At 59.3% G+C, this 25922-nt stretch carries 27 protein-coding genes; 24 read left to right on the forward strand and 3 right to left on the reverse strand.

The genetic code is table 11. From position 1 onward, the window contains the following. The first annotated feature begins 10 nt into the window (after window positions 1–10). The 6 genes from CFB17_RS05505 to CFB17_RS05530 all read left to right on the forward strand — a co-directional run bounded on the left by CFB17_RS05505 (window position 11) and on the right by CFB17_RS05530 (window position 5465). Window positions 11–697: a response regulator gene (locus tag CFB17_RS05505; protein WP_088560401.1), complete on the forward strand. Its 687-nt coding sequence runs from the start codon at window positions 11–13 to the stop codon at window positions 695–697. A gap of 87 nt (window positions 698–784) precedes the next feature. Continuing rightward, entirely contained in the window at window positions 785–2137 is a 1353-nt protein-coding gene (locus tag CFB17_RS05510; protein ID WP_088560402.1) for an ATP-binding protein, read from the forward strand. Between the two features lie 26 nt (window positions 2138–2163). Beyond that, on the forward strand, window positions 2164–2778 hold the full coding sequence (locus CFB17_RS05515; RefSeq protein WP_088560403.1) for a Maf family protein: 615 nt from the start codon (window positions 2164–2166) through the stop codon (window positions 2776–2778). A gap of 3 nt (window positions 2779–2781) precedes the next feature. Further along, window positions 2782–3402 (forward strand): dephospho-CoA kinase, encoded by a 621-nt coding sequence (coaE, locus tag CFB17_RS05520; protein ID WP_088560404.1) that lies wholly within the window; start codon window positions 2782–2784, stop codon window positions 3400–3402. 58 nt (window positions 3403–3460) lie between these two features. Continuing rightward, a complete protein-coding gene (gene dnaQ / locus CFB17_RS05525) occupies window positions 3461–4138 on the forward strand; it encodes a DNA polymerase III subunit epsilon (protein WP_088560590.1) in 678 nt (225 codons plus the stop codon). A gap of 109 nt (window positions 4139–4247) precedes the next feature. Next, entirely contained in the window at window positions 4248–5465 is a 1218-nt protein-coding gene (locus tag CFB17_RS05530) for an NADP-dependent isocitrate dehydrogenase (RefSeq protein WP_088560405.1), read from the forward strand. Window positions 5466–6233: 768 nt separating this feature from the next. Here the strand turns inward: CFB17_RS05530 and hslU are convergent. Continuing rightward, a complete protein-coding gene (gene hslU / locus CFB17_RS05535) occupies window positions 6234–7589 on the reverse strand; it encodes an ATP-dependent protease ATPase subunit HslU (RefSeq protein WP_088560406.1) in 1356 nt (451 codons plus the stop codon). A gap of 14 nt (window positions 7590–7603) precedes the next feature. Then, window positions 7604–8158: an ATP-dependent protease subunit HslV gene (gene hslV, locus CFB17_RS05540; RefSeq protein WP_088560407.1), complete on the reverse strand. Its 555-nt coding sequence runs from the start codon at window positions 8156–8158 to the stop codon at window positions 7604–7606. A gap of 71 nt (window positions 8159–8229) precedes the next feature. On the opposite strand from hslV, the gene CFB17_RS18975 reads away from it, so the two are divergent. From CFB17_RS18975 to ychF, 18 genes are all read left to right on the forward strand, one after another. Next, complete coding sequence (locus CFB17_RS18975; protein WP_133063846.1) at window positions 8230–8472, forward strand: hypothetical protein; 243 nt, start codon at window positions 8230–8232, stop codon at window positions 8470–8472. Between the two features lie 369 nt (window positions 8473–8841). After that, complete coding sequence (locus CFB17_RS05550) at window positions 8842–9588, forward strand: YebC/PmpR family DNA-binding transcriptional regulator (protein ID WP_088560409.1); 747 nt, start codon at window positions 8842–8844, stop codon at window positions 9586–9588. Next, window positions 9588–10112 carry a crossover junction endodeoxyribonuclease RuvC gene (ruvC, locus tag CFB17_RS05555; RefSeq protein ID WP_088560410.1) on the forward strand — a complete coding sequence of 175 codons (525 nt, stop codon included), beginning with the start codon at window positions 9588–9590 and terminating at the stop codon, window positions 10110–10112. Before CFB17_RS05550 ends, ruvC begins: the two co-directional genes overlap by 1 nt. A gap of 47 nt (window positions 10113–10159) precedes the next feature. After that, window positions 10160–10714, forward strand: coding sequence for a Holliday junction branch migration protein RuvA (gene ruvA, locus CFB17_RS05560; protein ID WP_322112126.1), 555 nt, complete (start codon window positions 10160–10162; stop codon window positions 10712–10714). Between the two features lie 13 nt (window positions 10715–10727). After that, window positions 10728–11777 carry a Holliday junction branch migration DNA helicase RuvB gene (ruvB, locus tag CFB17_RS05565; protein WP_088560412.1) on the forward strand — a complete coding sequence of 350 codons (1050 nt, stop codon included), beginning with the start codon at window positions 10728–10730 and terminating at the stop codon, window positions 11775–11777. Then, window positions 11770–12174, forward strand: coding sequence for a tol-pal system-associated acyl-CoA thioesterase (gene ybgC / locus CFB17_RS05570; protein WP_088560413.1), 405 nt, complete (start codon window positions 11770–11772; stop codon window positions 12172–12174). Before ruvB ends, ybgC begins: the two co-directional genes overlap by 8 nt. 198 nt (window positions 12175–12372) lie before the next feature. Then, entirely contained in the window at window positions 12373–13092 is a 720-nt protein-coding gene (tolQ, locus tag CFB17_RS05575) for a protein TolQ (RefSeq protein ID WP_088560414.1), read from the forward strand. Between the two features lie 68 nt (window positions 13093–13160). After that, window positions 13161–13571: a protein TolR gene (gene tolR / locus CFB17_RS05580; RefSeq protein WP_243389749.1), complete on the forward strand. Its 411-nt coding sequence runs from the start codon at window positions 13161–13163 to the stop codon at window positions 13569–13571. Then, complete coding sequence (locus tag CFB17_RS05585) at window positions 13537–14712, forward strand: cell envelope integrity protein TolA (RefSeq protein ID WP_133063847.1); 1176 nt, start codon at window positions 13537–13539, stop codon at window positions 14710–14712. The genes tolR and CFB17_RS05585 overlap by 35 nt, the downstream gene beginning before the upstream one ends. A 44-nt stretch (window positions 14713–14756) precedes the next feature. Continuing rightward, the gene (gene tolB / locus CFB17_RS05590) at window positions 14757–16019 is read left to right on the forward strand and encodes a Tol-Pal system beta propeller repeat protein TolB (RefSeq protein ID WP_243389750.1); all 1263 of its coding nucleotides are present in this window, start codon (window positions 14757–14759) and stop codon (window positions 16017–16019) included. Window positions 16020–16118: 99 nt separating this feature from the next. Next, entirely contained in the window at window positions 16119–16664 is a 546-nt protein-coding gene (gene pal, locus CFB17_RS05595) for a peptidoglycan-associated lipoprotein Pal (RefSeq protein ID WP_088560418.1), read from the forward strand. Between the two features lie 13 nt (window positions 16665–16677). Continuing rightward, the gene (ybgF, locus tag CFB17_RS05600; protein ID WP_088560419.1) at window positions 16678–17547 is read left to right on the forward strand and encodes a tol-pal system protein YbgF; all 870 of its coding nucleotides are present in this window, start codon (window positions 16678–16680) and stop codon (window positions 17545–17547) included. Continuing rightward, window positions 17486–18844 (forward strand): tRNA lysidine(34) synthetase TilS, encoded by a 1359-nt coding sequence (tilS, locus tag CFB17_RS20035; RefSeq protein ID WP_407642381.1) that lies wholly within the window; start codon window positions 17486–17488, stop codon window positions 18842–18844. Before ybgF ends, tilS begins: the two co-directional genes overlap by 62 nt. A gap of 98 nt (window positions 18845–18942) precedes the next feature. Continuing rightward, window positions 18943–20889, forward strand: coding sequence for an ATP-dependent zinc metalloprotease FtsH (gene ftsH / locus CFB17_RS05610; protein ID WP_088560421.1), 1947 nt, complete (start codon window positions 18943–18945; stop codon window positions 20887–20889). A 168-nt stretch (window positions 20890–21057) separates the two neighbouring features. Further along, a complete protein-coding gene (locus CFB17_RS05615; protein WP_088560422.1) occupies window positions 21058–21990 on the forward strand; it encodes a ribose-phosphate pyrophosphokinase in 933 nt (310 codons plus the stop codon). An 85-nt stretch (window positions 21991–22075) separates the two neighbouring features. Continuing rightward, complete coding sequence (locus CFB17_RS05620) at window positions 22076–22735, forward strand: 50S ribosomal protein L25/general stress protein Ctc (RefSeq protein ID WP_088560423.1); 660 nt, start codon at window positions 22076–22078, stop codon at window positions 22733–22735. Window positions 22736–22753: 18 nt separating this feature from the next. Beyond that, entirely contained in the window at window positions 22754–23365 is a 612-nt protein-coding gene (gene pth, locus CFB17_RS05625; protein WP_088560424.1) for an aminoacyl-tRNA hydrolase, read from the forward strand. 1 nt (window position 23366) lies between these two features. Next, window positions 23367–24464 (forward strand): redox-regulated ATPase YchF, encoded by a 1098-nt coding sequence (ychF, locus tag CFB17_RS05630; protein WP_088560425.1) that lies wholly within the window; start codon window positions 23367–23369, stop codon window positions 24462–24464. Here ychF and CFB17_RS05635 read toward each other — a convergent pair. After that, window positions 24454–25866 carry a dipeptidase gene (locus tag CFB17_RS05635; RefSeq protein WP_088560426.1) on the reverse strand — a complete coding sequence of 471 codons (1413 nt, stop codon included), beginning with the start codon at window positions 25864–25866 and terminating at the stop codon, window positions 24454–24456. The two genes, ychF and CFB17_RS05635, sit on opposite strands and share 11 nt — an antisense overlap. Window positions 25867–25922 lie beyond the last annotated feature (56 nt).

A 25922-nucleotide genomic window follows, 5' to 3' on the forward strand; every position in this document is an offset into this window, starting at 1 on the left:
AACATCGATCATGGTTGCGACGCCGCATATTCTCGTCGTCGACGACGATCCTCGTCTACTTGATCTGCTCCACCGTTATCTGCGCCAGAACAATTATCTGGTGACGACCGCGATAGACGCACGTCAGGCCCGGCTTCACATGCAGCACATGGCCTTCGACCTTATGGTGCTGGATGTCATGTTACCCGACCAGAACGGCATGCAGCTGACGAAGGAGCTACGCCGAACAGACGACATCCCCATATTGCTGCTCACGGCCCGCGGCGAGGCCGAGGACCGGATTGCCGGCCTCGAAGTGGGCGCCGACGACTATCTGGTCAAACCCTTCGAGCCGCGCGAGCTTCTTTTGCGCATTGCCATGATCTTGCGGCGGCGCCAACCGACCCCCGAGACGAGTTACGTCACGTTCGGTCCATTTTCTTTTAACCTCGCGACGCAGGAACTCACGAGCAATGGCGAGGCCATCTATCTTACCAGCGGCGAGGCGTCGCTGCTCAAACTGCTGGCAACCGAACCCGGCAAGTCGATCAGCCGCGCTGAACTCAGTGCCCGGAGCAATTTCGCTGGCTCCGACCGTGCCATCGATGTTCAGATCGTTAGACTGCGCCGCAAACTTGAGGAAGATCCGCGTCAACCGCGCTACCTTCTGACAATGCGAGGTGAAGGTTATGTGTTGCGTGCAGCCAATGCGCCCTGAACGACGCGTCCACGATGGACGACATACCCGGCCGCGCCTCTAATTCCGCTACGGGCGCGCAACGCTCGCTCACTCCGGGAACGCCGCATGGACCCCGTTCGTCACTTTATCAACCGCACCGTCGTGCCGCGCTCGCTGTTCTGGCGGACTTTTCTGATCGTCGTTCTACCGCTCCTCATCCTGCAGGTAGTTCTGACCTACATATTCTACAATCGGGTTTGGGACACCGTGACCTTCTGGCTTGCCTCAGGTGTGGCCGGCGAAGTGGCGATGGTCGTCGACCTCCTGGAAGAGACTCACGATCCAAACGCTCGCGCACACATTCTCGACCTGGTCCGAGAGCATGCGGATTTGAGGATGTCCTTCGAACTCGGCGCCAAACTCGACGAAGCCGGCGCCGCAGCTGGCATGGATCGCTCCTTCTTCACGCATATCGATAATAAAATTCTTGAGGCATTCGACGAGACCCTCAAAAAGCCATTCCTACTCGACCTGCGATTCGATCAACCAAGTTCGGTTGCGGTCTACGTGCAAATCGACGACGGCGTACTTAGGGTCATAGCGCCGCGAAAACGCCTGACGAGCACGACGACAGGGATATTTCTCACCTGGATGACCGGCGCTTCAGTAGTGCTCATGGTCGTCGCCATCTACTTCATGCGTTTGCAGATCCGCCCGATACGACTTTTAGCCAAGGCCATGGAAAGCCTTGGCAAAGGTCGCGATATTGGCGAGTTCAAGCCACGGGGAGCCGTGGAGATCCGCCAAGCGGCGCGCGCCTTCAACCTCATGCGTTTTCGCATCCTTCGTCACATCACCCAGCGCATGGACATGCTGGCGGCTGTCAGTCACGATCTACGAACTCCCTTAACCCGGATGCGTCTTGAACTTGAGATGATGGGTAAGGACGACGAGCCTATTTTGGCCGGGCTTCGCGCCGACGTCGACGAGATGAGCACGCTTGTTGAGACCTATCTCTCCTTTGCTCGCGGCGAGGGACGTGAGGCCATGGAACCCACGCCCATAGGACCGATCCTCGAAGGCATGCGCGAGCGAGCAGAACGAGCCGGCGTTGCCGTCGAGCTGTCGCCCTCACCGCCTATGACAGTGCCTCTCAGGCCCATTGCTTTTCGGCGATGCCTGGCCAATCTGGTCGATAATGCCTGCCGTCATGGGCGGCACATTGGCATAAGCGCAGCGCGCGTCGGCAATTATGTCGAAATTCAGATCGAGGATGATGGCCCAGGCATCCCGCCAAGTCAGAGGGAAGCCGTCTTCCAGCCCTTTGTTCGCGTCGAAGCTTCACGCTCTCGCTTTACGGGCGGCGTTGGATTGGGACTGGCGATAGCGCGCGACGTCATTCTCAGCCATGGTGGCGAAATTCTCCTTGGAGACTCCGCACGCGGAGGGCTCCGCGCCCTCGTGCGCGTGCCCGTCTGATTCCGATAGATCCTCCGATAGATTCAATGTCAGCCGCCAATTCACCCCCTGTCATCCTCGCCTCGGGCAGCATCACGCGGGCAGCGCTTTTGCGCGCCGCTGGGATCGAACTCGCCGTTCAGCCGCCACTGGTCGACGAGGTGGCAGCGCGTGAGGCCCTGGCAGAGGAAGGCGCCAATGCCCGCGATGCCGCGACGGCGCTAGCCGAACTGAAGGCAGCCCAGGTCAGTCGGACAGCTCTCGGCGGATCGTTGGTCCTGGCCGCAGATCAGATCCTGGATGTCGGCGGCTCTTGGATAGGCAAGGCTAGTGATCGTTTTGAGGCGCGCCAGCATCTTCAATTGCTTCGAGGACGTGCGCATCAACTTTGGTCGGCCGCGGTGCTCTATCGCGATGGCACCCGCATATGGCACGCGGCCGAGGTCGCGACCCTGCACATGCGGGCATTCAGCAACGAATGGCTGGAAACCTATCTTGAGGCGGCGGGCGATGCCATTTTGCAAAGTGTGGGCTGTTATCAGATCGAAGGGCTGGGAAGCCAGATGATGACTCGCATGGAGGGCTCCTACTTCGCCATCCTTGGACTACCACTCCTGCCACTCCTCCAGGCTCTGCGTGACCATGATATCCTTGGCCGCTAGGTGATGCTCGTCCTCGGGCTAACCGGCTCTCTGGCGATGGGAAAAAGTCGCACAGCTGCCATGTTCATGGCCCACGGCATCCCGGTCTTCGATAGCGATGCAACCGTGCATGGCCTTTACGCACCGGGGGGTGCCGCCGTCCTTCCGATCCTCCGTTTGTTCGAGGATTGCGGCTCGGTCAGCGATGGGATCGACCGCGCAGCACTCGGCCGACGGATCCTGAGCGATGATACGGCAATGAGGGCGCTCGAACGCGTCGTCCATGCTCTTGTTCGTTCCAGCCAGCGCGCATTTCTTGAAACGCAGGCCAGGTTGGGACACTGGCTGACTGTCTTGGATATCCCGCTTCTCTATGAAAGCGGGGGCGATCGACGATGCGATCGAATCGTGGTGGTCAGCGCCTCTCCGTTCATTCAGAGCCAGCGCGCGCTCGCGAGGACCGGCATGACCGCTCTCAGGCTTAAGTCGTTGCTCGAGCGGCAGACGCCCGATCTGCGCAAGCAATGTCTGGCCGACTTCGTGATCCACACTGGCGGCGATCGCGGGCGACTCTCCAGGAACGTCGCGGAGATCTTAAGGAAGATGCGCCAGGTCCAGCCACATGCGTGGCCCAAACGCTGGTGAAACGCCAGGCCGGACTATATGAAAACGGCGTGTTCTTGAGGTCGAAAGGCGCAGAATGATCCGCGAGATCGTCATGGATACCGAGACCACGGGTCTCGATCCCAACCAAGGGCATCGTCTGGTCGAATTGGGGGCTGTCGAACTGATCAATCACGTACCGACTGGCCGGACATTCCATCGCTACATCAATCCCGAGCGAGACATGCCCGAAGAGGCTCAGCGCATTCACGGCCTCTCCGCGGAGTTCCTATCAGCCCATCCGGTCTTCGCGGCCAGCGAAGTAGTCGACGAATTCATCGCCTTCATCGCTGACAGCGCGCTGGTGATTCACAATGCCGCCTTCGATATGCGCTTCATAAACGCCGAATTCGCTCGCTGCGGACGTCCGCTACTTCACCAAAGCCGCGCCATCGATACGCTGACGATCGCCCAAAGGCGTTTCCCCGGTGCACCCAATAGCCTTGATGCGCTATGTCGACGCTTTGGCGTCGACAATAGCGCACGCACCAAGCATGGCGCCCTGCTCGACAGCGAGATCCTGGCCGAGGTTTATCTGCACCTGCTCGGCGGCCGCCAGGTGACCCTCGGCCTCATGACGCCCGACGTGCGGGCAAACGGGGGACGAACCGTTGTCCGCAACAGGCACGAGCCCAGAATCTTCACGCCTTCAGTCGCCGAGCTAGAGGCCCACGAAGCCTTCATCGGCAAGCTCAAACACGCGATCTGGCTACAGTAGCACAGGCGCGTCGAGCGCTTGTGGCTTCACAACGTCGCATGCGCGCGGCTAAAACCCGGCCATCAGCGCTGCTTTGTCGCAGCTCTCTCTTTGCCCGCAGGAGCATCCCATGGAGAAGATCACGGTCGCGAAGCCGATTGTCGAGATCGACGGCGACGAGATGACCCGGATCATCTGGCAGATGATCAAGGACAAGCTCATCCTCCCCTTCCTCGATGTTGATCTTCTTTATTTCGACCTCAGCATTGAGCATCGCGATGCCACCGACGACAAGGTAACGATCGAGGCGGCCGAGGCCATCAAGCTCCATAATGTCGGCGTGAAATGCGCGACGATCACGCCGGATGAAGCCCGGGTGAAGGAATTCGGGCTGAAAAAGATGTGGAGATCCCCCAACGGGACGATCCGCAACATCCTGGGCGGCACCGTATTTCGCGAGCCGATCATCTGTAAGAATGTGCCACGCTTGGTGCCAGGTTGGACAAAGCCCATAGTCATCGGGCGCCATGCCTTCGGCGATCAATACCGGGCCACGGATTTCGTCGTGCCGGGAAAAGGCAAATTAACGATGCGCTTCGAGCCGGAAGACGGCGGACCGGCCAAAGAATATGAAATCTTCAAATTCCCCAGCGCCGGCATCGCCATGGGCATGTACAACCTGGACGATAGCATCCGTGAGTTTGCCCGCGCATCATTCAACTACGGCCTTCTTCGGAGGTGGCCGGTCTACCTCTCGACCAAGAACACTATTCTCAAGGCTTATGACGGTCGATTCAAGGACCTGTTCCAGGAGGTCTTCGAGAGCGAGTTCAAGACCGAGTATGCAAAGCATAAGCTGACTTACGAACACCGTCTGATCGATGACATGGTGGCCTCGGCGCTTAAATGGTCAGGCGAATTTGTGTGGGCCTGCAAGAACTATGACGGCGACGTTCAATCGGACACGGTCGCCCAGGGCTTCGGCTCGCTCGGTTTGATGACATCAGTCCTGATGACACCCGATGGAAAGACCATCGAGGCCGAAGCGGCCCATGGCACCGTGACCAGGCATTATCGCGAACATCAAAAGGGCAAGGAGACATCGACCAACCCGATCGCCTCCATCTATGCATGGACCCGCGGCCTGACGTACAGGGGCAAGATCGACGGCACACCAGAGGTGGAGAAATTTGCCCAGACGCTTGAGGAGGTGTGTGTCGCGACTGTCGAAGCAGGATACATGACCAAGGATCTTGCCATTCTCATCGGTCCGGACCAGCCATGGCTGACGACCACCCAGTTCCTCGACAAGCTGGAGCAGGGCCTCAAGGCTCGCTATAGCGCTTGAGGTACGGCTACTGTTTGCATGGCCCGGCACAAGTGTCGGGCCTGCTGGCAATATTGTTGCTGACCGCCTGCGCCAATATTGGTAATTCGGCAGGCCCGGCAGCACAGGTACAACTGACATCTGCCCTCGAATATCGCGCGATCGACGAAGAACTCCTCCGCGACCCCTTTGTGTCGATGCGGGTTCAATTATGCGAGGCCACAGGTGGCAGCCATTGCCGCACACTAAGGATGCCAATTGACACCCTCTCGGCGCTAGACTCCCCTGGGCCTGTCATTGCATTTATTACGCTGCACGGACTTAGCGGCGGTCTAAATCTGCACGTGACTTGCGCAGTGACTGCCCCGAACCATGAAGTCACGTGGTCGGTGGACCTGCCTGCTCGGACCCCGGACGACTTTTCTCCCCATCTCCCGTTCTATCGCTCAACAACCATACCGTCGCGCGCTTTCGAACGTCCGGGCGTCTATATCGTAACGGTGTCGACTGACCATGGCGGTCTCACCCAAACAGATCTCACGATTTTGCCCGAGCACGAGCCCTAACATCAACGTCCGTCGGCCCGAGCTATAAGTACTCGGAGACCATCGGGTCCTTACTCTCGTTTACTTCCCGGACGATTCAGGGGTTCTGCTCGGTAGAAGAGGCGGGTTGCTGCTATTCCCGGCACCCACGCAAACGAGAGTTGACTCGGCAGTAGGCCCTGTCGGCGACAGGGGCCTACAAGCCCTTTGTGGACCCCTGCCTGCTTACGTTACCCAACTGCAGTTAGAGGATGAACTTGGACAGATCGCTATTGGCGATGAGTTCACCCACCTGACGTCGGACATAGTCACTATCGATCGTGATGGTCTCACCGCCTCGATCCGAAGCGGAGAAACTGATGTCTTCGACCAGTTTTTCCATGACAGTCTGGAGGCGCCGGGCACCGATATTCTCGACTTTCTCGTTGATATCGGCAGCCAGTGTGGCGACCTCGTCGATAGCTGTCTCTAGAATGTCGAGCGTAACCCCTTCCGTACCAAGAAGGGCAATATACTGCTTGATCAGGCTGGCCTCCGGCTCGACCAGGATCCGCCGCAAATCATCTCGGCGGAGCGGATCGAGTTCCACGCGGATGGGCAATCGGCCCTGCAGTTCCGGCAACAGGTCGGAAGGCTTGGCGACGTGAAACGCCCCCGATGCGATGAACAGGATATGCTCGGTCCTGACCATGCCGTATTTGGTGTTCACGCTGGTGCCTTCGACCAACGGAAGAAGGTCACGCTGAACACCTTCGCGGCTGACGTCAGCGCCGCGGCCCTCGCGGCTACTGATCTTGTCGATCTCGTCGATGAAAACGATACCGTTTTGCTCAGCCGCCTGGATGCCCTCTCGCGTGACCTGGTCAGGGTCCAGCAACTTATCGCTCTCTTCGGCCATCAAGATCGGATAGGAGTCGGCGATTCGAAGCTTCCGCTTCTTTGTTCGTCCGCCCATCGCCTTGCCGAAAATGTCCCCCAGATTGAGCATTCCCATTTGGGCGCCCGGCATGCCCGGAATGTCGATGGTCGGCATGGAGGCATTGCTCGTCTCCTGCACCTCGATTTCAATCTCTCGCTCCGAGAGTTGTCCGTCGCGCAGCATGCGCCGAAATTTCTCCCGCGTTTCCGCGGTGGCAGAGCTGCCGACAAGCGCATCCAGGACCCGCTCCTCCGCGTTCCTTTCCGCCTTCGCCTCCACTTCGCGACGCAACCGTTCGCGCGTCAGTTTAAGCGACACCTCCACGAGATCACGAATGATGCTCTCGACATCGCGGCCCACATAGCCCACCTCCGTGAACTTGGTGGCTTCAACCTTCAGGAACGGGGCCATCGCCAGCCTTGCCAGCCGACGAGCGATCTCTGTTTTACCGCAGCCTGTCGGCCCGATCATGAGGATGTTCTTGGGCAACACCTCTTCACGAAGTTGCTCGCCGAGCTGTTGACGTCGCCACCTGTTACGCAACGCAATCGCGACGGCCTTCTTTGCGGCCTTTTGACCGACGATGAAGCGATCAAGCTCGGATACGATCTCACGCGGCGTTAGTGACGTTGTCTGCAGGGAGGCACGGGCGGTCTCTACCGCGCTATTCGACAGGTTCATCTCTACTGGGGCTTTCAAAGCTCGATCGTCTCGACGGTCACCTGCGCATTCGTATAGACGCAGATCTCTGCCGCTATGGCCATGGAGCGCCGTGCAACATCTTCAGCGCTCAAGCCGTCGATATCAAGAAGGGCTCTTGCCGCGGACAACGCATAAGTGCCGCCAGAACCAATACCTATCAGCCCCCGCTCGGGCTCGAGGACATCGCCAACACCGGTTAACACGAGCGATATGTTGGCGTCGGCCACCGCCATCATTGCCTCCAAGCGGCGCAGATAGCGATCGGTACGCCAATCCTTGGCGAGTTCGACGCAAGCACGCATCAACTGCCCTTGGTGACGCTCAAGCTTCGACTCCAACCGCTCAAGCAGCGTGAAGGCGTCAGCAGTGCTGCCGGCGAAACCGGCGATGATCGAGCCGCCACCGACGCGCCTCACCTTGCGGGCGTTCGATTTCATGACCGTCTGGTTGAAACTTACCTGGCCGTCTCCGGCCATGACAACCTGATTGCCTTTTCTGACGGATAATATTGTCGTGCCGTGCCACGGCCCGCCTTCCGGCGCTTCCATTAAGACCTCGTACGCTGCCCAGGGAGAACCCGCTCTAGGAGGTTCTCGCTCCAGCGGCGGATGTGGTCGCAATGAGGCAGCGGTTCAAGCAAGGCACTTCAATCGCACTCGCGTTGCGTCTCGAGAACGTCAACGGCGGTTGCCAATCGACGCAGCGCCACGACAAGGCCGCGCTCGTCCTTGAGTCTGAAGGCAGCAGTCACGAGTACGGCCGCGGTAACGACAGGCTGAAGTTCACTGATTTCTTCGCGCAGCCACGTCGCGATCTCCCCGGGCCGACGCCCATCATCGTTGGCTGCATCGAATTCATTTAAGATATCGTTCGAGCTCAACTTCTTCGTAATCATTGAGGTCTTCCGCGATAAAACTTTGATCTGGATTTATCGTGCACTCGATTTCGACTGGCGAGACGATGCGCGCTTTATAGAGATGTCGGCAAAAAGAGTTACTTAATGACCAACATCAAAATGAATAAACCCAAGGTTAATTTTAAGCAACGAAATATACATCCCCGGCGGGGATTATTGCTGGAGCATAGAGATATAAGTTTTGAAAATTCCGGCGGCTTTTGCCCAAAGAGTCAGCCAAAACCGGGCGGGGTGGCACGTCCCCGGCCCGCTCTGCTATAGGTGCCCCCGCACACAGACGTGCATGCCCTTCAGGACACATACCGGCGACGAACCATGGCTGGCCATTCCCAATTCAAGAACATCATGCACCGCAAGGGCCGCCAGGATAAGATGAAGGCGGCGAAGTTCACCCGTCTTTTGCGTGAGATCCAGGTAGCTTCTAAAAGCGGTCTCCCCGATGTTACGCATAATCCGCGGCTCCGCACTGCTGTTCAGGCGGCGCGCGCAGAAAATGTTCCCAAAGATAATATCGAGAGGGCCATCAAGAAGGGCCAGGGTGCGGATGGCGAGGACTATGAAGAAGTGCGCTATGAGGGTTATGGCCCCGGCGGCGTTGCGCTTATCGTCGAGGCGCTGACTGACAATCGCAATCGAACTGCCAGCGATATCCGCGCGGCATTCAATCGCTTTGGCGGCTCGCTCGGCGAAACGAACAGCGTCAGCTTCCAGTTCGACCGCGTTGGTCAGGTACGCTTTCCGGCCGCCGCCGCCTCGATGGACGAAATGTTGGAGGCAGCTATTGAAGCCGGGGCGGACGACTGTGTCTCGGATGAAGAAAGCCATGAGATCACCTGCTCGCCAGACGATCTCGCAACCGTCCGCGATAGCCTCGAAGCCCGGTTTGGCCCACCCGAACAGGCCTTCTTGGGGTGGCGCGCCCAGGTACCCGTGATGATCGACGATGAGAAAGCCGAATCACTCTTCAAGTTGCTCGATGTCCTCGACGACAACGATGACGTTCAACGCGTGATCGGCAATTTCGAAGTATCGGAGACGGCACTCGCCCGGTTAACTACCTGATGCGGGCAACTCGCCTCCTCGGGCTGGACCCCGGTCTCAGGCACACAGGCTGGGGCATGATCGAAAGCAACGCCAATCATCTGCGATTTCTAGCCTGCGGCTCCGTCGACAGCGACGACAAGGGCGATCTAGCAAGCAGACTGCTCTCGATTCATACGCAGCTTGCGAAGATTATCGAGGACTGGTCGCCCGACGAAGCTGCGGTCGAAGAGACCGTGGTCAACGTCAACGCGCTTTCCTCACTCAAACTGGGCCATGCACGCGGTGTGATCGTGCTAACTGCGGCGACTGCTGGCCTGCCGGTGAGCGAGTATGCCTCCAAGCGCGTCAAGCGAGCACTTGTCGGCACGGGCGCCGCTACGAAGGAACAGGTAGCGATGATGGTCACCCGGCTGCTGCCTGGGGCACGCGCCGTTACACACGACGCCATGGACGCCTTGGCCATCGCCATCTGCCATGCCCATGAGCGATCGACAGTCCATATGCTGCGCGATGGACGGATAATGGCGGGCGGCCGACCATGATCGCACACCTTAGAGGGTATGTTGCGAGGCAGGGAGAGACTTGGGCAGTGATCGATGTGGCAGGCGTCGGTTATCTCATCCATGCTTCGGCCCGGACTCTCCGCCAGTTACCCAGCCACGGAGAAGCCGTCGAAATTCTCACCACCATGCAGGTGAGCGAGGAGCAGATCCGCCTCTATGGGTTCATCGACGAAGCGGAACAGCGCACATTCGCATTGCTGCAAACAGTCCAGGGCGTCGGAACGCGCGTAGCGTTGGGCGTCTTGGGCGTGATCGGACCCGATGGCTTGGCGGCCGCGGTCATGGCAGGGGACAAGGCCGCACTAACCAGGGCCCCTGGCGTGGGTGCCAGGCTCGCTGCCCGCATCCTCGCAGAGTTGAAGGAGCGGCTGGTCGATGTCGCATCCATTTCAGCTCCGACGGGCACGGTGGCCGCACCACCCGGCGGTGAAAGCGGCGACGATGCCCTAGCCGCTCTTGTCAATCTAGGCTTCGGACGCTCGGAGGCATTCCTGGCGCTTGGCCGGGTACGATCGAAAGTCGGTGGCGATGCCGCCATCGACCTTTTGATCCGCGAGAGCCTTAAGGAATTGACGCATTGAGGAAGGCGATCGCATGGGCGAGCGACTAATCGCCGGCACGGCTTCTCAGGACGACCAGGATGTTGGGCTGCGGCCGCGACGCCTAGCGGACTTCATCGGCCAAGCGTCGCTGCGCTCGAATCTCGAGGTCTTCATCGGTGCCGCCACCCAACGTGGCGAAGCTCTGGATCATCTTCTCCTCGCAGGCCCTCCAGGGCTGGGCAAGACGACTTTAGCCCAAATTGTCGCGGCCGAACTCGGCGTCGGCTTTCGCATGACGAGCGGTCCTATCGTCGCCCGGGCCGGCGACCTCGCGGCGCTTTTGACGAATTTGCAGCCTCGCGACGTGCTCTTCATCGACGAGATACATCGCCTTTCGCCGGCGGTCGAAGAGATCCTCTATCCGGCAATGGAGGATTTCCAACTCGATCTCATGATTGGAGAAGGGCCTGCCGCCCGATCGGTCCGCATCGACCTCGCACCCTTCACTCTGATCGGCGCCACCACTCGAACGGGCCTGCTCACGCAGCCGCTGCGCGATCGCTTCGGCATTCACGCTCGCCTGAATTTCTATGAGCATGGAGAGCTCGAAGCGATCCTTGAGCGTGGCGCCAGACTTCTCGATTTTCCGCTGGACCGCAGCGGCGCCTCGGAGATCGCTCGTCGATCACGAGGAACACCGCGAGTTGCAACCAGGCTCCTACGTCGAGTAAGGGACTTCGCGACTGTGCTTGATCGCCTACCGGTCGACAACGACGTCGCTGACATGGCGTTGGGCAAGCTCGATGTCGACAGGCTGGGTCTCGACCAGCTCGATCGGCGTTATCTTCGCGCGATCGCCGTCAATTACGGTGGCGGACCGGTCGGGATCGAGACCATAGCGGCCGCGCTTGCCGAACAACGCGATACCCTGGAGGAAACGATCGAACCATTCCTCCTCCAACAAGGTTTGCTCAATCGCTCACCTCGAGGTCGGATGCTGACGGCCGCAGCCTGGCGTCACCTTGATCTCAGCCCACCGGCCGCCGCCGAAATTCCGCCCGATCTGTTTGACCTGCCATCGCAGCTCGACGACGATGCCTGACCGCGTGATCCATCGCCTGGAAGTCAGGGTCTATTACGAAGACACCGATGCAGGCGGCATCGTCTATCATGCAAGCTATCTGCGCTTTGCCGAGCGTGCGCGAACCGAATTCCTCCGATCGCTCGGCATGGATCACGCCAAGCTCCTTGCCGACTATGGCGGCTTCTTCGTGGTGACGCGAATCGAGATCGATTTCCGCCGACCGGGCCTGCTCGACGACATTCTTGAGGTTGAGACGGGAATCGCGTCGACGACAAAGGCCCGCCTGTCGATGCTACAGACCATAAGGCGTGATCACGACGTGCTAGCCGAGATGCAGGTCACGCTAGCCTTCCTTTCCCGAAAACATCGGCCACTCCGTCTACCCAACCTGGAGGCGCCGACAGCGCCACAATAAATTGCGGCCAGAGAAGCGCCCCTTTTAAAGGATGCGCTTGTAGACGGAGGGCATTTTTCGATAAGAGGATGCGTCGAGGAGTCTGGAGAACGCAGCTCTGGCTCGCGATTTGGGCTATTGATGACAAGGCAGCAAGAATAACGATCGCGTCGCCGCTTGTCCCGGTGACGTCACGTTGGGCGAGAAAGCCGAAAAACGATGGAACAGAGCGCAGTCACCACGGCTGGCTTGGCGAGCGTTGCCACGCCCAGCATACTTCATCTGATCCTGGAGGCAGATCTGATCGTCAAGGCGGTCATGATACTGCTTCTTTGTGCGTCCTTGTGGTGCTGGGCTGTGGTGTTTGAAAAGGGCTTCAGATTTGCCCGCCTGCAGCGCTTGGCCACGGCCTTCGAGCGCAATTTTTGGTCGGGCGCACCACTCGACGATCTGTATCGCCGGCTCGGCAAGCGTCCTGACCATCCGATGGCCTTGATGTTCGCTACGGCCATGGATGAATGGCGCGAGTCGCCTTCAAGCTCCGAGACCGCGGCGCAGGCTAGCCTCCTTGAGCGCGTGGGGCGCGTCATGTCGCTTACCATGGATCGGGAAGTGCAATCGCTGGAAAAGCATCTGCCTTCGCTAGCGACCATCGGTGCCGTCGCCCCGTTCGTGGGCCTTTTCGGCACGGTCTGGGGCATCATGAATAGCTTCCAGTCTATAGCGGCAACCAAGAACACGACTCTGGCCGTCGTGGCCCCAGGCATTGCCGAAGCCCTCTTCGCCACAGCGATGGGGTTGGTGGCAGCGATTCCCGCTGTCGTCGCCTATAACAAACTCTCCTACGCACTCGATCGCTATGCGGAACGACTGTCGAGCTTCACGGACGAGTTTTCAGTCGTCGTCAGCCGAGAGCTCGACGCTAAGCGGTTCGGCTAAGAGCGATGGCCGGCGGCATTCAAAAGCGAGTTACAGGCAGCAGGCGCGGCAAGCGCGGCCGACGGCAGATGTCGGACATCAACGTGACGCCATTCGTCGACGTCATGCTCGTCCTTCTGATCGTCTTCATGGTGGCTGCACCGATGCTGACCTCCGGCGTACAGGTCAATCTGCCGGACGCCACGAGTTCGCCTTTATCAGGGCAAGACGAGCCTTTGACCATTACCGTGGCTGCCGACGGCAAGATCTATATCCAAGATAGCGAGACCGGTTTCGACGACCTTGCCTCAAAGCTCCTGGCGATCACGAAGGAAAAGAAGGATACTCGTATCTTTCTTCGGGGAGATCGAACGCTCGACTACGGTAGGATGATGCAGATCTTCGGCAGCGTGAGCCAGTCGGGTTTCTCAAACATCGCGCTCCTAACCGAGCCGGGTGCGAGGCATGCGGCCACGCAAGCGCCAGGATCACAACGGTGAATTGCGGCCGGGCTACTCGATGGAGCGGTTGAATCCGATGCGCCGCCCCCTGCTCTACTCCCTCATGTTTCACCTCGCGGTGCTCCTGGTAGTCGGCCTCGGTCTTTATTGGCGACCGAACCGTCTGCCGGAGGATCAGCCCATTGCCGTCGAAATTGTAACTGGTCCGCCATCGAGAGCGCCCGTCAAGGCGGCTCCGCCACCCTCAGAAGCCGCACCTGTTCCCAAGCGTGAGGCATCAGCACCCAACCCTTCGACACGCACGGAAAGTGCCGAGCGTGTGGCCCCGCCCAAGCCCGCGGACGTTCCCGCGCCCGCGCAACGCCCTGTCGTAACGGAAGATAAGCCCGAGCCTCAGCCGCAAACACCGCCGGCCAAGGCAGTGCCCCCCAAGGCCGAGCCACAAGTTGCGGCGCCCACGCCAGCGCCTCGGCCGGCGGAAAAGCCTGTCGAGGTCGCCAAAGAGACGCCGGTTCCCAAGCCCTCCGAGCCAACGAAGGCGGCAGCGCCGGATGTTAAGCCCGCTCCTCGCAAACCAACGCCAGACAAACAGGCGGCAAGTGCCGAGGAGCCCCCTCCCGATAAGCCGACGCCCGCCAAGAAAGGCGACACGAAATCGGACGCCAAGCAGGTCGATCCGGCCAAGAAACCCGACGCCAAGCCCAGCGCATCGGCCAAATCGAACGCAAAAGACGACACATTTGATGCACTTTTAAAGAGCGTCTCCGAGACACCGAAGCGCTCCCAGGACCCAAATCAACGCAAAGCCACCGGGACCAGCAAAGAGATCGCCACGAACAAGGCGGGCGATGCGCCGGCGACCGCGAGTGCAGATCAAATCGCGGGATTGGCGGCGTCGGCACAGCGACAGCTGAACGATTGCTGGAGCATTAGTCCTGGGACGCCCGGTGCTAATGAAGTCAATCCCTTCAAGGTCAACGTCGTCTTGAACAAGGACGGCACGGCAACGGCGGCCGCCCTTGTCGACAATAGCTTGATGAGCAATCCGGCGTCGCGTGCCGTGGCCGAGAGTGCCATACGCGCTGCCAGAAGCTGCAAGCTGAATTTGCCCGCGGAGCTCTATAATCAATGGCGCCAAATGATCGTGACCTTCGACCCGAAGCAGGCCCTCTCGGGATGAGCCCCTCGATGTTGAGACGTGGACTTTTAAGAGGTGCGGCGGCAATGGCCGCCGGTTCGGCACTTCCCTTCGGCAGCGCCCACGCGCAACTCCAAGTCGAGGTCAATCGCGGCAAGGTCGAGCCGATGCCGATTGCGATCAGCCCAATGGCCGGCAGCCCGATGGGGACCCAGATCGCCGGGGTGATCACAACCGATCTCGCTGGGTCCGGACTCTTTCGCCCTATCGACCAAGCTGCATTCATCCAGTCACCTCAAGAACTCGCCGATGCGGCACCGCGTTTTCCCGATTGGCGGCAGATTAATGCGCAGGCGCTCGTCACAGGTCGTGTGCAGGATAATGGCGGCACGATAGGGGTCGAGTTTCGACTTTGGGATGTCTATGCCGGTACGCAGCTTACGGGCATGAGATATGATGCCACCTCGGCGCAGTGGCGACGTTTGGCGCACAAAATCGCCGACGAGATCTATCGTCGGCTCACCGGCGATGCGGGATATTTCGACACGCGCATTTGCTATATCAGCGAGACGGGACCGGCCAAGCAGAAGGTCAAGCGGCTGGCCATCATGGATCAAGATGGGGCCAACCACGCCTTCCTCACGGACGGGAACTCTCTGGTCCTGACACCTCGGTTCTCACCGGATACCCGTCAGATTGCCTACATGGCCTATAGAGGTGGCCGTCCGACCATCTATGTACGAACGATTGCAACTGGTCAGGAAATCTCCCTTGGAGATTTCGGCGGTACGGCGTTCGCGCCCAGATTTGCACCAAGTAGCGACAGCCTTCTGGTCACGGTCGCCCGAGAGGGCAATTCCGATATCTACCGGGTGGACATAGGATCCCGCTCGCTTCGCCCCATCACGAGCGGCAGCGCCATCGATACCTCTCCCAGCTATTCGCCGGACGGCAGCCGTATAGTATTCGTTTCGGACCGTGGTGGCATCCCCCAACTCTACGTTATGGGTTCCAGCGGAGGCGGCGCGCAGCGCATCAGCTTCGGAAACGGTCGTTACGGCGATCCGGCCTGGTCGCCAAGAGGTGATTTCATCGCCTTCACAAACATCCAGGGAGGCATGTTCCATGTCGGTTTGATGCGGCCCGACGGAAGTGACGAGAGGTTGATAACCCGCAGCTATCGAGATCAAAGTCCGAACTGGGCCCCCAACGGCAGGGTAATCGTATTTTCTCGCCAGAGTGGTGATCGCTCACGTCTGTTCAGCATTGACTCGAACGGATACAACGAGCGCCAGCTGCCCACGCCGCTTGATGCTTCCGATCCCGATTGGTCGGCGGTCTTGCCATAAACCCAGGCGTGAGTGGAGCTCACCAGCGCCTGCCCGAAGAGCATCGCTCGTTCGGCGGTTTGATCTAATGATTGAATAAAGAGAACGGGGTACTCAAGTATGAGAGTGAAGCTCATCACGCTGCTGGCGGCCAGTGCAATGCTTGCAGCGTGCACCGGCAACGACGATACGACCGCGGGTGGAACCGGCGGTGCCACCGGCAATCTCGGCGCCAATGCCGGCTACGGCAATGGCGGGATTGGCGGCAGTAATCTAGGAGCCACAAACGGTTCATCGGTTCCCGGCAGTCAGCAGGACCTGGAGGTGAATGTCGGCGACAGAGTCTATTTTGGCTACGATAGCTCGTCGGTCGATCAAGCTGGCCAACAGACACTCGATCGCCAGAGCGCTTGGCTCAAGCAGTTCGGCAACGTCGCGGTTACCGTCGAAGGCCATACTGACGAGCGCGGCACGCGGGAGTACAATTTGGCCCTTGGCGAACGCCGTGCTGCAGCCGCTAAAGCCTATCTCGTTGCCTCAGGCGTCCCTGCCTCCCGTATCAACACCGTCTCATACGGTGAAGAACGGCCCGCTGATGCAGGCAAAGACGAAAACGCCTATGCCCTGAACCGTCGCGCCGTGACAGTAGTCAACACCGGCTATTAAAGAGACCCGCTCTTTGGCCAGCCAACGACCTGCGAGGGGCTGCCGCCTCATCTTCGGCAGCGTGATGCTTTCGGGTTGCTTCATTCTCGGAATGTCGGGGCAATCCTTCGGAGAGCCCCCTCCTCTGGTGGTGGCGCAGGCCGTGCAACAAGACGCGGTCGTGCGGCTTGGCCAGGTGGAAGAGCAGATGCGTCAGATGCAGGGTGAAATCGAGCGACTACAGTATCAAAATCGGCAGTTGCAACAGCAGCTTGATAAGCTCGGCAAAGAGTCATCACCCGAGGCTAAGGCGACGTCGCAAGGAGATCAGTCAGCCACAGCCAGCACGGCGAATAGCGCTGGTGAGGAAGGTACTTCCACCGGCAAAACAGACATGCAAGAGAGCAATCGCGGGCAGCAGAGCCTGGGAACACTGCCGAAATCCAGCTTCAACGAGCCGTCTTCTGATGAGCAGCAGCGGACGGCGGCCCGCGCTGCTTCGATCAATCCGACCGCACCGGCCAAGCAGCAATATGATGCCGCACTCCAGCTTATGCAGCAGGGACAATGGGATTCGGCCAGATCCGTTTTCGAAAATATAACGACACGCTACCCGAACGATCCGCTGGCGCCGAATGCCGCCTATTGGCTCGGCGAGACCTACTATGTGTCCAAGGACTATCAAAATGCCGCGGCGACGTTCGCCAAGAACTATCGCGCTTATGGCCCCGAAGCCCCCAAGGCGCCGGATACGCTTTTAAAGTTGGGAATGTCTCTTGCCGCTAACGGCGACAAGGACAAGGCCTGCCAGATCTATGGCGAACTCGACAAGCGCTACCCTAATGCAGCCGCAGCTATCAAGCAGACAGCAGCTCGTGAGCGCGTCACGGCGAAATGCAGCTGACGCCGCGCCCATAGACGCCGACACCTTCGCGCGACTTATCGGCGGCCTTGAGCCTTTCGAGAAGTCTCCGCGTGTCGCCGCTGCGGTATCTGGGGGAGCCGACAGTCTTTGCCTTGCTGTCCTCCTCGCCGAATGGGTCAAATCTCAAGACGGCTCCTTGATGGCCTTCCACGTCGATCACCGCCTAAGGCCTGAATCGACCGGGGAAGCCGCCCAGGTAGCGGATACGCTAAAGCGACTTGAGATAGATTGCGAAATCCTCACTTGGGATGAAGCGCGCCTAGGTGGCAATCTGCAGGAGCGGGCTCGCGAAGCACGCTACCGACTCCTCGAAGCTGCTTGCCTGCAGCATGGCTTCATGCATTTGGCCCTGGGCCATCAGGCGAACGATCAGTGCGAGACGGTACGGATGCGCGCCGCTCGCGGCAGGTATTTCGTCGGCCTTAGCGGCATGGCCGATCTTCGCGAAACTCGGGAGATTCGAGTTATTCGCCCGCTGTTGTCATTGCCGAGAGCACGAATCGAAGCGACACTTCGACGACGCGATTTGGGTTGGCTTGAAGATCCGAGTAATCGATCCCCTCGCTTCGAGCGTAATCGCCTGCGGAATCTAAGCGATCAGGCTTTCACAGGCGAATGGCCTGCGGACTCCCAGGCCGCCCAGCAACGTCGAAGGCTGGAATCCGATTCGGCATATCTTTTGGCGCATCATACGCAGTTCCGCCCGGAAGGCTGGGCCATCCTCGACTGGCCAGCCTTTGAGGCAGCGGAAACGATCATCGGCCGCTACGCCGTCGGCACGGTGCTGCGCGCGATTGGCGGTAAGATCTATCTTCCGCCCCATGCCGCCTTGGACCGGTTCATGAGCTCGATATCGCAAAGGGGCAGTGCCTCGCTGCACGGCACCTTGGCCCGAGTACGGGGCGACAAGATCATAATCTGGCGTGAATGGTCTCGCATACCGACGTCTCCGCTGCGGCTAGAGCCGGCGTCGCAGCAACTCTGGGACGGCCGTTTTCTCCTCTGTCTTGATGACGGTCACCTCCCCTGCTCCATTCTGCCTCTGGGAGCTATGCTCGCAACCAAAGGAGCGGAAGCCCTGCGAGCTGCCATGCGTCGCCGTGGTATCGCCGCATCCATCGCCAACAGCCTACCGGTCGTGATGCGAGAGAATGGTCTATGGGGTACGCCAACTCTTGCGTGTGCTGTAGACGGCCGTCCCATGGGCGGGCTAGCCTGTTTATGGCGTCCTCGTGTGCCGCTAACTAGCGGGCCACATCACTCGCCCTTGTTGTAGGATCGGCGATCAGTTCTTATTTAAGCTGACATGTGACGAATGGTTGGACAGTTTCGTGGGGCCATCTCTGGTGAGAAGCGATCACGGCGGGCAGGACGGTGAATAACTTTAGTAAGAATTTGGCCCTATGGGTGATCATCGGCCTGCTGCTGATCGCTCTGTTCAATCTGTTCCAAAGCCCATCCTCGCGCGGGCCGCAGAGCAATATCCCATTCTCCGATTTCCTCGCGCACATCGAGGCCAATCGAGTAAGCGATGTCCAGATCCAAGGCAACTCGATTACCGGGAAGCTCCAGGACGGCAGGACGTTCTCGACCTATGCGCCGGACGATCCCGGCTTGGTGGATCGCCTGACGGCGAGCGGCGCCCGTATTACGGCGGTGCCTGTAGATGACAACATGCCCTCGTTGTTAGGTGTGCTGGTCTCCTGGTTCCCGATGCTGCTTCTGATCGGTGTCTGGATCTTCTTCATGCGCCAGATGCAGTCGGGCGGCGGGAAAGCCATGGGATTTGGCAAATCCCGCGCCAGACTGCTGACCGAGAAGCATGGTCGCGTGACCTTCTCCGATGTCGCCGGCATCGACGAGGCAAAGGAAGAGCTTCAGGAAATCGTCGAATTCTTGAAGAACCCTCAGAAATTCCAGCAGGTGGGCGGTCGTATCCCGAAGGGCTGTCTGTTGGTTGGACCTCCGGGTACCGGTAAAACCCTGCTGGCGCGTGCCATCGCCGGCGAGGCCAACGTACCGTTCTTCACGATCTCAGGTTCCGATTTCGTCGAAATGTTCGTCGGCGTCGGCGCGTCGCGCGTCCGCGACATGTTCGAGCAGGCCAAGAAGCACGCCCCCTGCATCGTCTTCATCGACGAGATTGATGCTGTCGGTCGTCATCGCGGCGCAGGCCTTGGCGGCGGTAATGATGAACGCGAGCAGACACTCAACCAGCTGCTGGTTGAGATGGATGGCTTTGAGGCCAACGAAGGCGTCATCCTGATCGCAGCCACTAACCGTCCGGACGTCCTTGATCCCGCACTACTTCGACCGGGTCGTTTCGATCGTCAGGTTGTGGTGCCCAATCCCGACGTCCTCGGACGCGAAAAGATTTTGAACGTCCACGTCAAGAAGATTCGGGTCGGTCCCGATGTGGATACCAAGATCATAGCCCGCGGCACACCGGGGTTCTCGGGGGCGGATCTCGCTAACATTGTCAACGAGGCCGCGTTGATGGCGGCTCGTGCAGGCAAGCGTGTCGTCACCATGGTCGATTTCGAGTCGGCCAAGGATAAGGTGATGATGGGAGCGGAACGACGGTCGATGGTCATGACCGAGGAAGAGAAGCGCCTGACCGCCTACCATGAGTCGGGCCACGCTATTCTTGCCTGGGTCATGCCATCATCCGATCCGATCCATAAGGCCACCATCATCCCGCGTGGCCGGGCCCTGGGGCTGGTGCAGCAATTACCTGAGCGCGATCGACTGTCCCTGACGCGAGAGTGGCTAACCAGCCGCATCGCCGTGGCGATGGCTGGACGTATGGCCGAGGAGCTGATTTTCGGTCGCGAACGCGTGACCAATGGTGCAGCCTCGGACATTCAGCAGGCGACGAAGATTGCGCGTCACATGGTCACACAATGGGGGATGAGCGACTCGCTCGGACCCGTTGGCTATGACGAAAACACCCAGGAAGTGTTTCTCGGCCATTCCGTGACCCAGTCGAAAAATGTCTCAGAATCGACGGCGCAGCAGATTGATATGGAAATCCGCCGTCTCATCAGCGAGGGGCTGGAGAAGGCAAGACAGGTTCTGACCGAACGTCTTGATACTCTGCATACAATGGCGTCAGCGCTTCTTGAGCATGAGACGCTTTCAGGTGACGATATCGGCGCACTTATGCGCGGCGAGCCCTTGCCCGAAATAAAGAAGCAGCATTTCGATGTCGCTCGGCCAGGCTCGGGCTCAAGCGGAAAGCGAGGCTCGGTGCCGACGACCAGGCCTGTCGAAGGCGGCGATCCTGGTGGAGTCGAGCCGACGCCTCAACCGGGAACCTAAAAGATCGAAAGGGCGCCTTGATGGGGCGCCCTTTCTACTTTCCCCGCCAACCAGCGAGAGCAAAGCACGCGTGGCGGAGTAGCAGGTTCACCGCGGCATTTACGGGGGACTTGGCGTTTGCTAAGAGCGCGTCGCTTCCTGCAGTGCCTTTCGCTTGGACGTCAGTCGATGAAATTGCTTGCCGGCAACAGCAACCGGCCCTTAGCCGAGGCTATCGCCGCGTCGTTGCGGTGCGAGCTGACCAAAGCCACCGTCCACCGATTCGCGGATATGGAAGTCTTTGTCGAGATCCATGAAAACGTCCGCGGCGAGGACGTCTTCATCATCCAGTCGACATCCTATCCCGCTAACGACAATCTCATGGAATTGCTGGTGATGATCGACGCGCTGAAGCGCGCGTCGGCGCGCAGGATCACCGCCGTCATGCCCTATTTTGGATATGCGCGGCAGGATCGGAAATCGGCGGCGCGCACACCGATATCGGCCAAGCTCGTTGCGAACCTGCTGACGGAGGCGGGCGCCCATCGCGTCTTGACGATGGAGTTGCATGCCGGCCAGATCCAGGGGTTTTTCGATATCCCACTCGACAATCTGTTCTCGACGCCACTGATGGTTCCGGACATTCTCGAGAAGACGGGAACCGAGAATCTCACGGTCGTCTCACCAGATGTAGGTGGCGTCACGCGGGCGCGCGGCTTTGCAAAGAAACTTGACGTGGGCCTTGCGATCATAGACAAGCGCCGCGAGCGCGCTGGCGTATCAGAGGTGATGCACGTCATCGGTGACGTCAAAGGCCAACGATGCGTCTTGATCGACGACATCATCGATAGCGGCGGTACGCTCTGCAACGCGGCACGTGCCCTGCTCGATAATGGCGCGATCTCTGTGGAAGCCTATGTGACCCACGGTGTCCTCTCAGGGGGTGCCGTGGCTAAAGTTGCTTCCAGCGCGTTGGATCGGCTGGTGATCACCGACTCAATTCGACCGACAGAGGCGGTCCGGGTTACGGAAAAAATTCGCGTGCTTTCGATGGCTCGTCTCATGGGTGAGGCCATCAGCAGAATAAGCAGCGAGAGTTCGGTCTCCAGTTTGTTCGACTGAAGTAGTTTAATTAGTGAAACCGTCTGTCCGGGAGGGTGCCAGTGAGCTGGCGGACCGCAAACCGGAGGGGCAAGGAGTTGCTTGAATGTCCGCATCCGTTACGCTCAACGCCCAGTCTCGCACTGCCACAGGCAAAGGGCCAGCTCGCCAGCTTCGCCGAGCCGGCAAGGTGCCCGCCATCATCTATGGCGGTGGCGCAGCCCCTGAAATGATTGCGATCGATTTCAAGGAAATTAAGCACCAGCTTGATATCAACGCCCGCTTCTTCAGCACAATATTCGAGCTCGACGTCAACGGTTCAAAGGCGAGTGTGCTTGCTCGCGAAGCGCAGCTTCATCCGGTAACCGATGTACCCTTGCACGTCGATTTCATCCGCGCGGAAAAAGGGGCAAAGGTGGACGTTCCGGTCGCTGTCCACTTTGTCAACGAAGATAAGTCGAAGGGTCTAAGGAACGGTGGCGTTCTGAATATCGTGCGCCACGAGGTGCAGCTCACCTGCCCGGCTGATGCAATCCCGGAACACTTGGTGGTTGACCTTGAAGGCTACGACATCGGCGACTCGATTCATATCAGCGCCGTGGCTCTCCCGGCAGGGGTAGAACTCGCGATCCACGACCTCGATTTCACCGTTGCCTCGGTCGTACCGCCAACTGTGCCTACGGCACAGGACGAAGAAGAAGTCGCCGCCGTTGCCGAGGCACAGTCGAGCGAAGCCGCTTCCGAGACGTCAGACGACAACGGCTGACTTCGCTGATCAGGCGCGATGAGACTGTTTGTCGGCCTTGGCAATCCCGGCGCGCAATATGCCGGGAATCGCCATAACATCGGTTTCATGGCGCTCGATAGACTGGCCGAAAAGCTGGGCGGGAGATGGCGCAGCAAATACCAGGGCCGGTATGCGGACATCGCCATCGGCGGCGAGCGCGTGCTGCTTCTCGAGCCGCTTACGTTCATGAATGAGTCTGGTCGTTCTGTCGCCGCCGCCTATCATTTCCACAAACTCCATGCTGCCGACGTCATCGTGTTTCACGACGAGCTGGATCTGGCACCGGGCAAGTTGCGCGTGAAGGAGGGTGGCGGGACCGCGGGCCATAATGGCCTTCGCAGCATCGAAGCCTGCATCGGCACACGAGCCTTCAAACGGGTACGCCTGGGAATAGGCCATCCCGGCCACAAAGATCGCGTGCTTGGCCATGTTCTCGGAGACTTCAGTAAGGTCGAACGCACTTGGCTAGATCCATTTCTTGATGCCTTGGTCAACGCCTCCCCTTTGCTTGCACAAGGACAAGACGCAGCCTTCATGAGCAAGGTGGCGCTTGCGACCCAGCCGCCAAAGAAGATTATAACAGATAAGCCAGCAGACTCGGGCAGCTAAAATGGGATTTACCTGCGGTATCGTTGGCCTGCCCAATGTTGGCAAGTCGACGCTTTTCAATGCCTTGACGGAAACGGTGGCCGCAGCGGCCGCGAATTATCCGTTTTGCACGATCGAACCTAACACGGGTCGTGTCCCCGTCCCGGATAAGCGCCTGGATATCGTCGCCGGCCTGGCGAAGTCCGCAAAGACCATTCCGACTCAGATCGAAATCCGAGACATTGCCGGGTTGGTCCGCGGTGCTTCGAAAGGCGAAGGTCTTGGCAATCAGTTTCTGGCTGCCATTCGCGAGACGGACGCCATTCTCCATGTGCTCCGATGCTTTGAGAATGACGATATCACTCACGTCGAGGGAAACGTCGATCCCTTACGCGATGCCGAGTTGATCGAAACCGAGCTGCTACTGGCGGACATCGAGAGCTTGGCGCGGCAACGCGATGGCTTGGCGAAGCGGGCGAAGGCACAGGACAAAGAGGCGAAAGCGAGGCTTGACCTGCTCGACCGTGTTCTTCCGCAGATGGAAGATGGCACCTCGGCGCGCCGTCTCGCTCTGTCGTCGGACGAGTGTGCACTCCTATCGGGCCTGCATCTTTTGACCGCCAAGCCGGTCCTTTATGTCTGCAATGTAGATGAAGACGCCGCAGCGTCCGGCAACATCTGGACCGAACGCGTGGCGGCGATGGCGGCCAACGAGGGATCAAGGCACGTCGTTATCTCAGCCGAAATCGAGGCCCAGTTGGCGCAATTGGGCAAGGGCGAGCGTGATGAATTTCTGCAGACGCTGGACCTTGATGAGCCGGGACTGAACCGTGTCATTCGCGAAGGCTACTCGCTGTTGGGACTGCTGACCTTTATCACGGTCGGACCGAAGGAAGCGCGAGCTTGGACGGTCGAACAAGGCGCTACAGCTCCAGAGGCTGCCGGCGTCATCCACACGGACTTTCAAAAGGGCTTCATTGCTGCCGAGATTGTCGCCTATGACGATTTCGTCAGGCTGGGTGGCGAACAGGGCGCCAAGGAAGCCGGCAGGATGCGGCTTGAAGGTCGTGATTACGTCATGAAAGACGGCGACATCTGCCATTTTCGCTTTAACGTTTAATAGCATCGACGCTTGTTGCTGCTAGCGCGGCCAGGAATGCAGCGTGTGCCTCGATGCCACGACGATAGCAGACCAATTCGAATTTCTCGTTTGGCCCGTGCACCTTGTCATCGTCGAGCCCGAATCCGAGCAACAGGCTTTCGAGACCTAGCAGCGACTTCATCGCGCCGACCACGGGGATCGATCCGCCACAACCTATCAGCACCGGCTTCTGGTCGAACACCCGGCTCAGGGCTTGCCGTGCGAGTTGAAGGAAAGCTGATTCGGTGGCGACGCGAATGGCGGGAGAAGCTCCCATTTCCTTCAGATCCAGCCGGCAGCCTGATGGCAGCTTCTCAGTAAAATACGCCCGCACAGCCGAGACTATCTTCTCTGGCTCTTGCCCCGGGACGAGCCTGAATGACATTTTTGCCGATGCATGCGACGGAATGACCGTTTTGGCGCCTTCGGCGGTATAACCACCCCATATTCCGTTAACGTCACAGGTCGGCCTCGACCATACCCGCTCGAGAAGGGTTCGCCCTGCTTCGCCGCTGGACTCTGTCAAACCGGCCTCTGCCAGAAATCCTTGCTCATCGACCGCGATGCCGGCCCAGCCCGCCAACTCTTCGGCCGATGGCTCGACGACGTCGTCGTAGAATCCCGGAATAGCAACGCGCCCGTTGGCGTCGTGGAGGCCGGCCAGGAGCCGGGCCAAAACGTTGATTGGGTTGGGGACAGCGCCGCCATAGATTCCCGAATGAAGATCTTGACGTGGGCCCCAGATCGTCACTTCGAAATAGGCTAGCCCACGCAGCATATAAGTGATGGCTGGCTTATCGACGGCAAGCATGCCGGTATCGGATATGACGCAGACATCAGCGCGCAACTCATCAGCATGTTCGGCCAAAAAAGCACTAAGATTGGAACTGCCGCTTTCCTCCTCGCCCTCGAGAAGAATGGTGATTCGCGCCGGATAATCCCCATGGACCGCACGCCATGCTGCCATCGCCTGGATGAAGGTCATGACCTGCCCCTTATCGTCGACAGCACCGCGGGCAACTACACGCGGACCGTGAGTCCCTTCGACGAGGGTCGGCTCGAATGGTGGGGTTTGCCAAAGCTCCAGCGGATCGGCCGGCTGGACGTCGTAGTGGCCATAATAGAGCAGATGCGGCACGTCCGCTCGCTTGCTACCGGCATGTGCAACCACGATAGGATGCCCGGGCGTCTCGCGCAGACCGGCTTCAAATCCCAATGTACCGAGATAATCTTTCAGCCAACTAGCGGCGCGCCGCGTATCGGCATGGTGAGCGGGATCCGTGCCCACACTTGGAATGGCCAGCAATTCGAGGAGACGCTGAGTGCTGGCATCAAAATCCTGGCCGATGCGCTCCAGCACCGGCTCAAGGGACTCTTTCATCAACGCTTCCCCTTACATATAAATTAACAATACGAGCAATCGTTGGCCACGTGGAA

The sequence above is a fragment of the Arboricoccus pini genome, assembly GCF_900187945.1.
GTDB lineage: Bacteria > Pseudomonadota > Alphaproteobacteria > Geminicoccales > Geminicoccaceae > Arboricoccus > Arboricoccus pini.

What these genes read in the sequence shown, in the direction of transcription:
- CFB17_RS05505 (WP_088560401.1), top strand. Translation starts at nt 11, where the DNA reads ATGGTTGCGACGCCGCATATTCTCGTCGTCGACGACGATCCTCGTCTA.
- CFB17_RS05510 (WP_088560402.1), top strand. Translation starts at nt 785, where the DNA reads ATGGACCCCGTTCGTCACTTTATCAACCGCACCGTCGTGCCGCGCTCG.
- CFB17_RS05515 (WP_088560403.1), top strand. Translation starts at nt 2,164, where the DNA reads ATGTCAGCCGCCAATTCACCCCCTGTCATCCTCGCCTCGGGCAGCATC.
- coaE (WP_088560404.1), top strand. Translation starts at nt 2,782, where the DNA reads ATGCTCGTCCTCGGGCTAACCGGCTCTCTGGCGATGGGAAAAAGTCGC.
- CFB17_RS05530 (WP_088560405.1), top strand. Translation starts at nt 4,248, where the DNA reads ATGGAGAAGATCACGGTCGCGAAGCCGATTGTCGAGATCGACGGCGAC.
- hslU (WP_088560406.1), bottom strand. Translation starts at nt 7,589, where the DNA reads ATGAACCTGTCGAATAGCGCGGTAGAGACCGCCCGTGCCTCCCTGCAG.
- hslV (WP_088560407.1), bottom strand. Translation starts at nt 8,158, where the DNA reads ATGGAAGCGCCGGAAGGCGGGCCGTGGCACGGCACGACAATATTATCC.
- CFB17_RS18975 (WP_133063846.1), top strand. Translation starts at nt 8,230, where the DNA reads ATGAGGCAGCGGTTCAAGCAAGGCACTTCAATCGCACTCGCGTTGCGT.
- CFB17_RS05550 (WP_088560409.1), top strand. Translation starts at nt 8,842, where the DNA reads ATGGCTGGCCATTCCCAATTCAAGAACATCATGCACCGCAAGGGCCGC.
- ruvC (WP_088560410.1), top strand. Translation starts at nt 9,588, where the DNA reads ATGCGGGCAACTCGCCTCCTCGGGCTGGACCCCGGTCTCAGGCACACA.
- ruvB (WP_088560412.1), top strand. Translation starts at nt 10,728, where the DNA reads ATGGGCGAGCGACTAATCGCCGGCACGGCTTCTCAGGACGACCAGGAT.
- ybgC (WP_088560413.1), top strand. Translation starts at nt 11,770, where the DNA reads ATGCCTGACCGCGTGATCCATCGCCTGGAAGTCAGGGTCTATTACGAA.
- tolQ (WP_088560414.1), top strand. Translation starts at nt 12,373, where the DNA reads ATGGAACAGAGCGCAGTCACCACGGCTGGCTTGGCGAGCGTTGCCACG.
- tolR (WP_243389749.1), top strand. Translation starts at nt 13,161, where the DNA reads ATGTCGGACATCAACGTGACGCCATTCGTCGACGTCATGCTCGTCCTT.
- CFB17_RS05585 (WP_133063847.1), top strand. Translation starts at nt 13,537, where the DNA reads ATGCGGCCACGCAAGCGCCAGGATCACAACGGTGAATTGCGGCCGGGC.
- tolB (WP_243389750.1), top strand. Translation starts at nt 14,757, where the DNA reads ATGGCCGCCGGTTCGGCACTTCCCTTCGGCAGCGCCCACGCGCAACTC.
- pal (WP_088560418.1), top strand. Translation starts at nt 16,119, where the DNA reads ATGAGAGTGAAGCTCATCACGCTGCTGGCGGCCAGTGCAATGCTTGCA.
- tilS (WP_407642381.1), top strand. Translation starts at nt 17,486, where the DNA reads ATGCAGCCGCAGCTATCAAGCAGACAGCAGCTCGTGAGCGCGTCACGG.
- CFB17_RS05615 (WP_088560422.1), top strand. Translation starts at nt 21,058, where the DNA reads ATGAAATTGCTTGCCGGCAACAGCAACCGGCCCTTAGCCGAGGCTATC.
- CFB17_RS05620 (WP_088560423.1), top strand. Translation starts at nt 22,076, where the DNA reads ATGTCCGCATCCGTTACGCTCAACGCCCAGTCTCGCACTGCCACAGGC.
- pth (WP_088560424.1), top strand. Translation starts at nt 22,754, where the DNA reads ATGAGACTGTTTGTCGGCCTTGGCAATCCCGGCGCGCAATATGCCGGG.
- ychF (WP_088560425.1), top strand. Translation starts at nt 23,367, where the DNA reads ATGGGATTTACCTGCGGTATCGTTGGCCTGCCCAATGTTGGCAAGTCG.
- CFB17_RS05635 (WP_088560426.1), bottom strand. Translation starts at nt 25,866, where the DNA reads ATGAAAGAGTCCCTTGAGCCGGTGCTGGAGCGCATCGGCCAGGATTTT.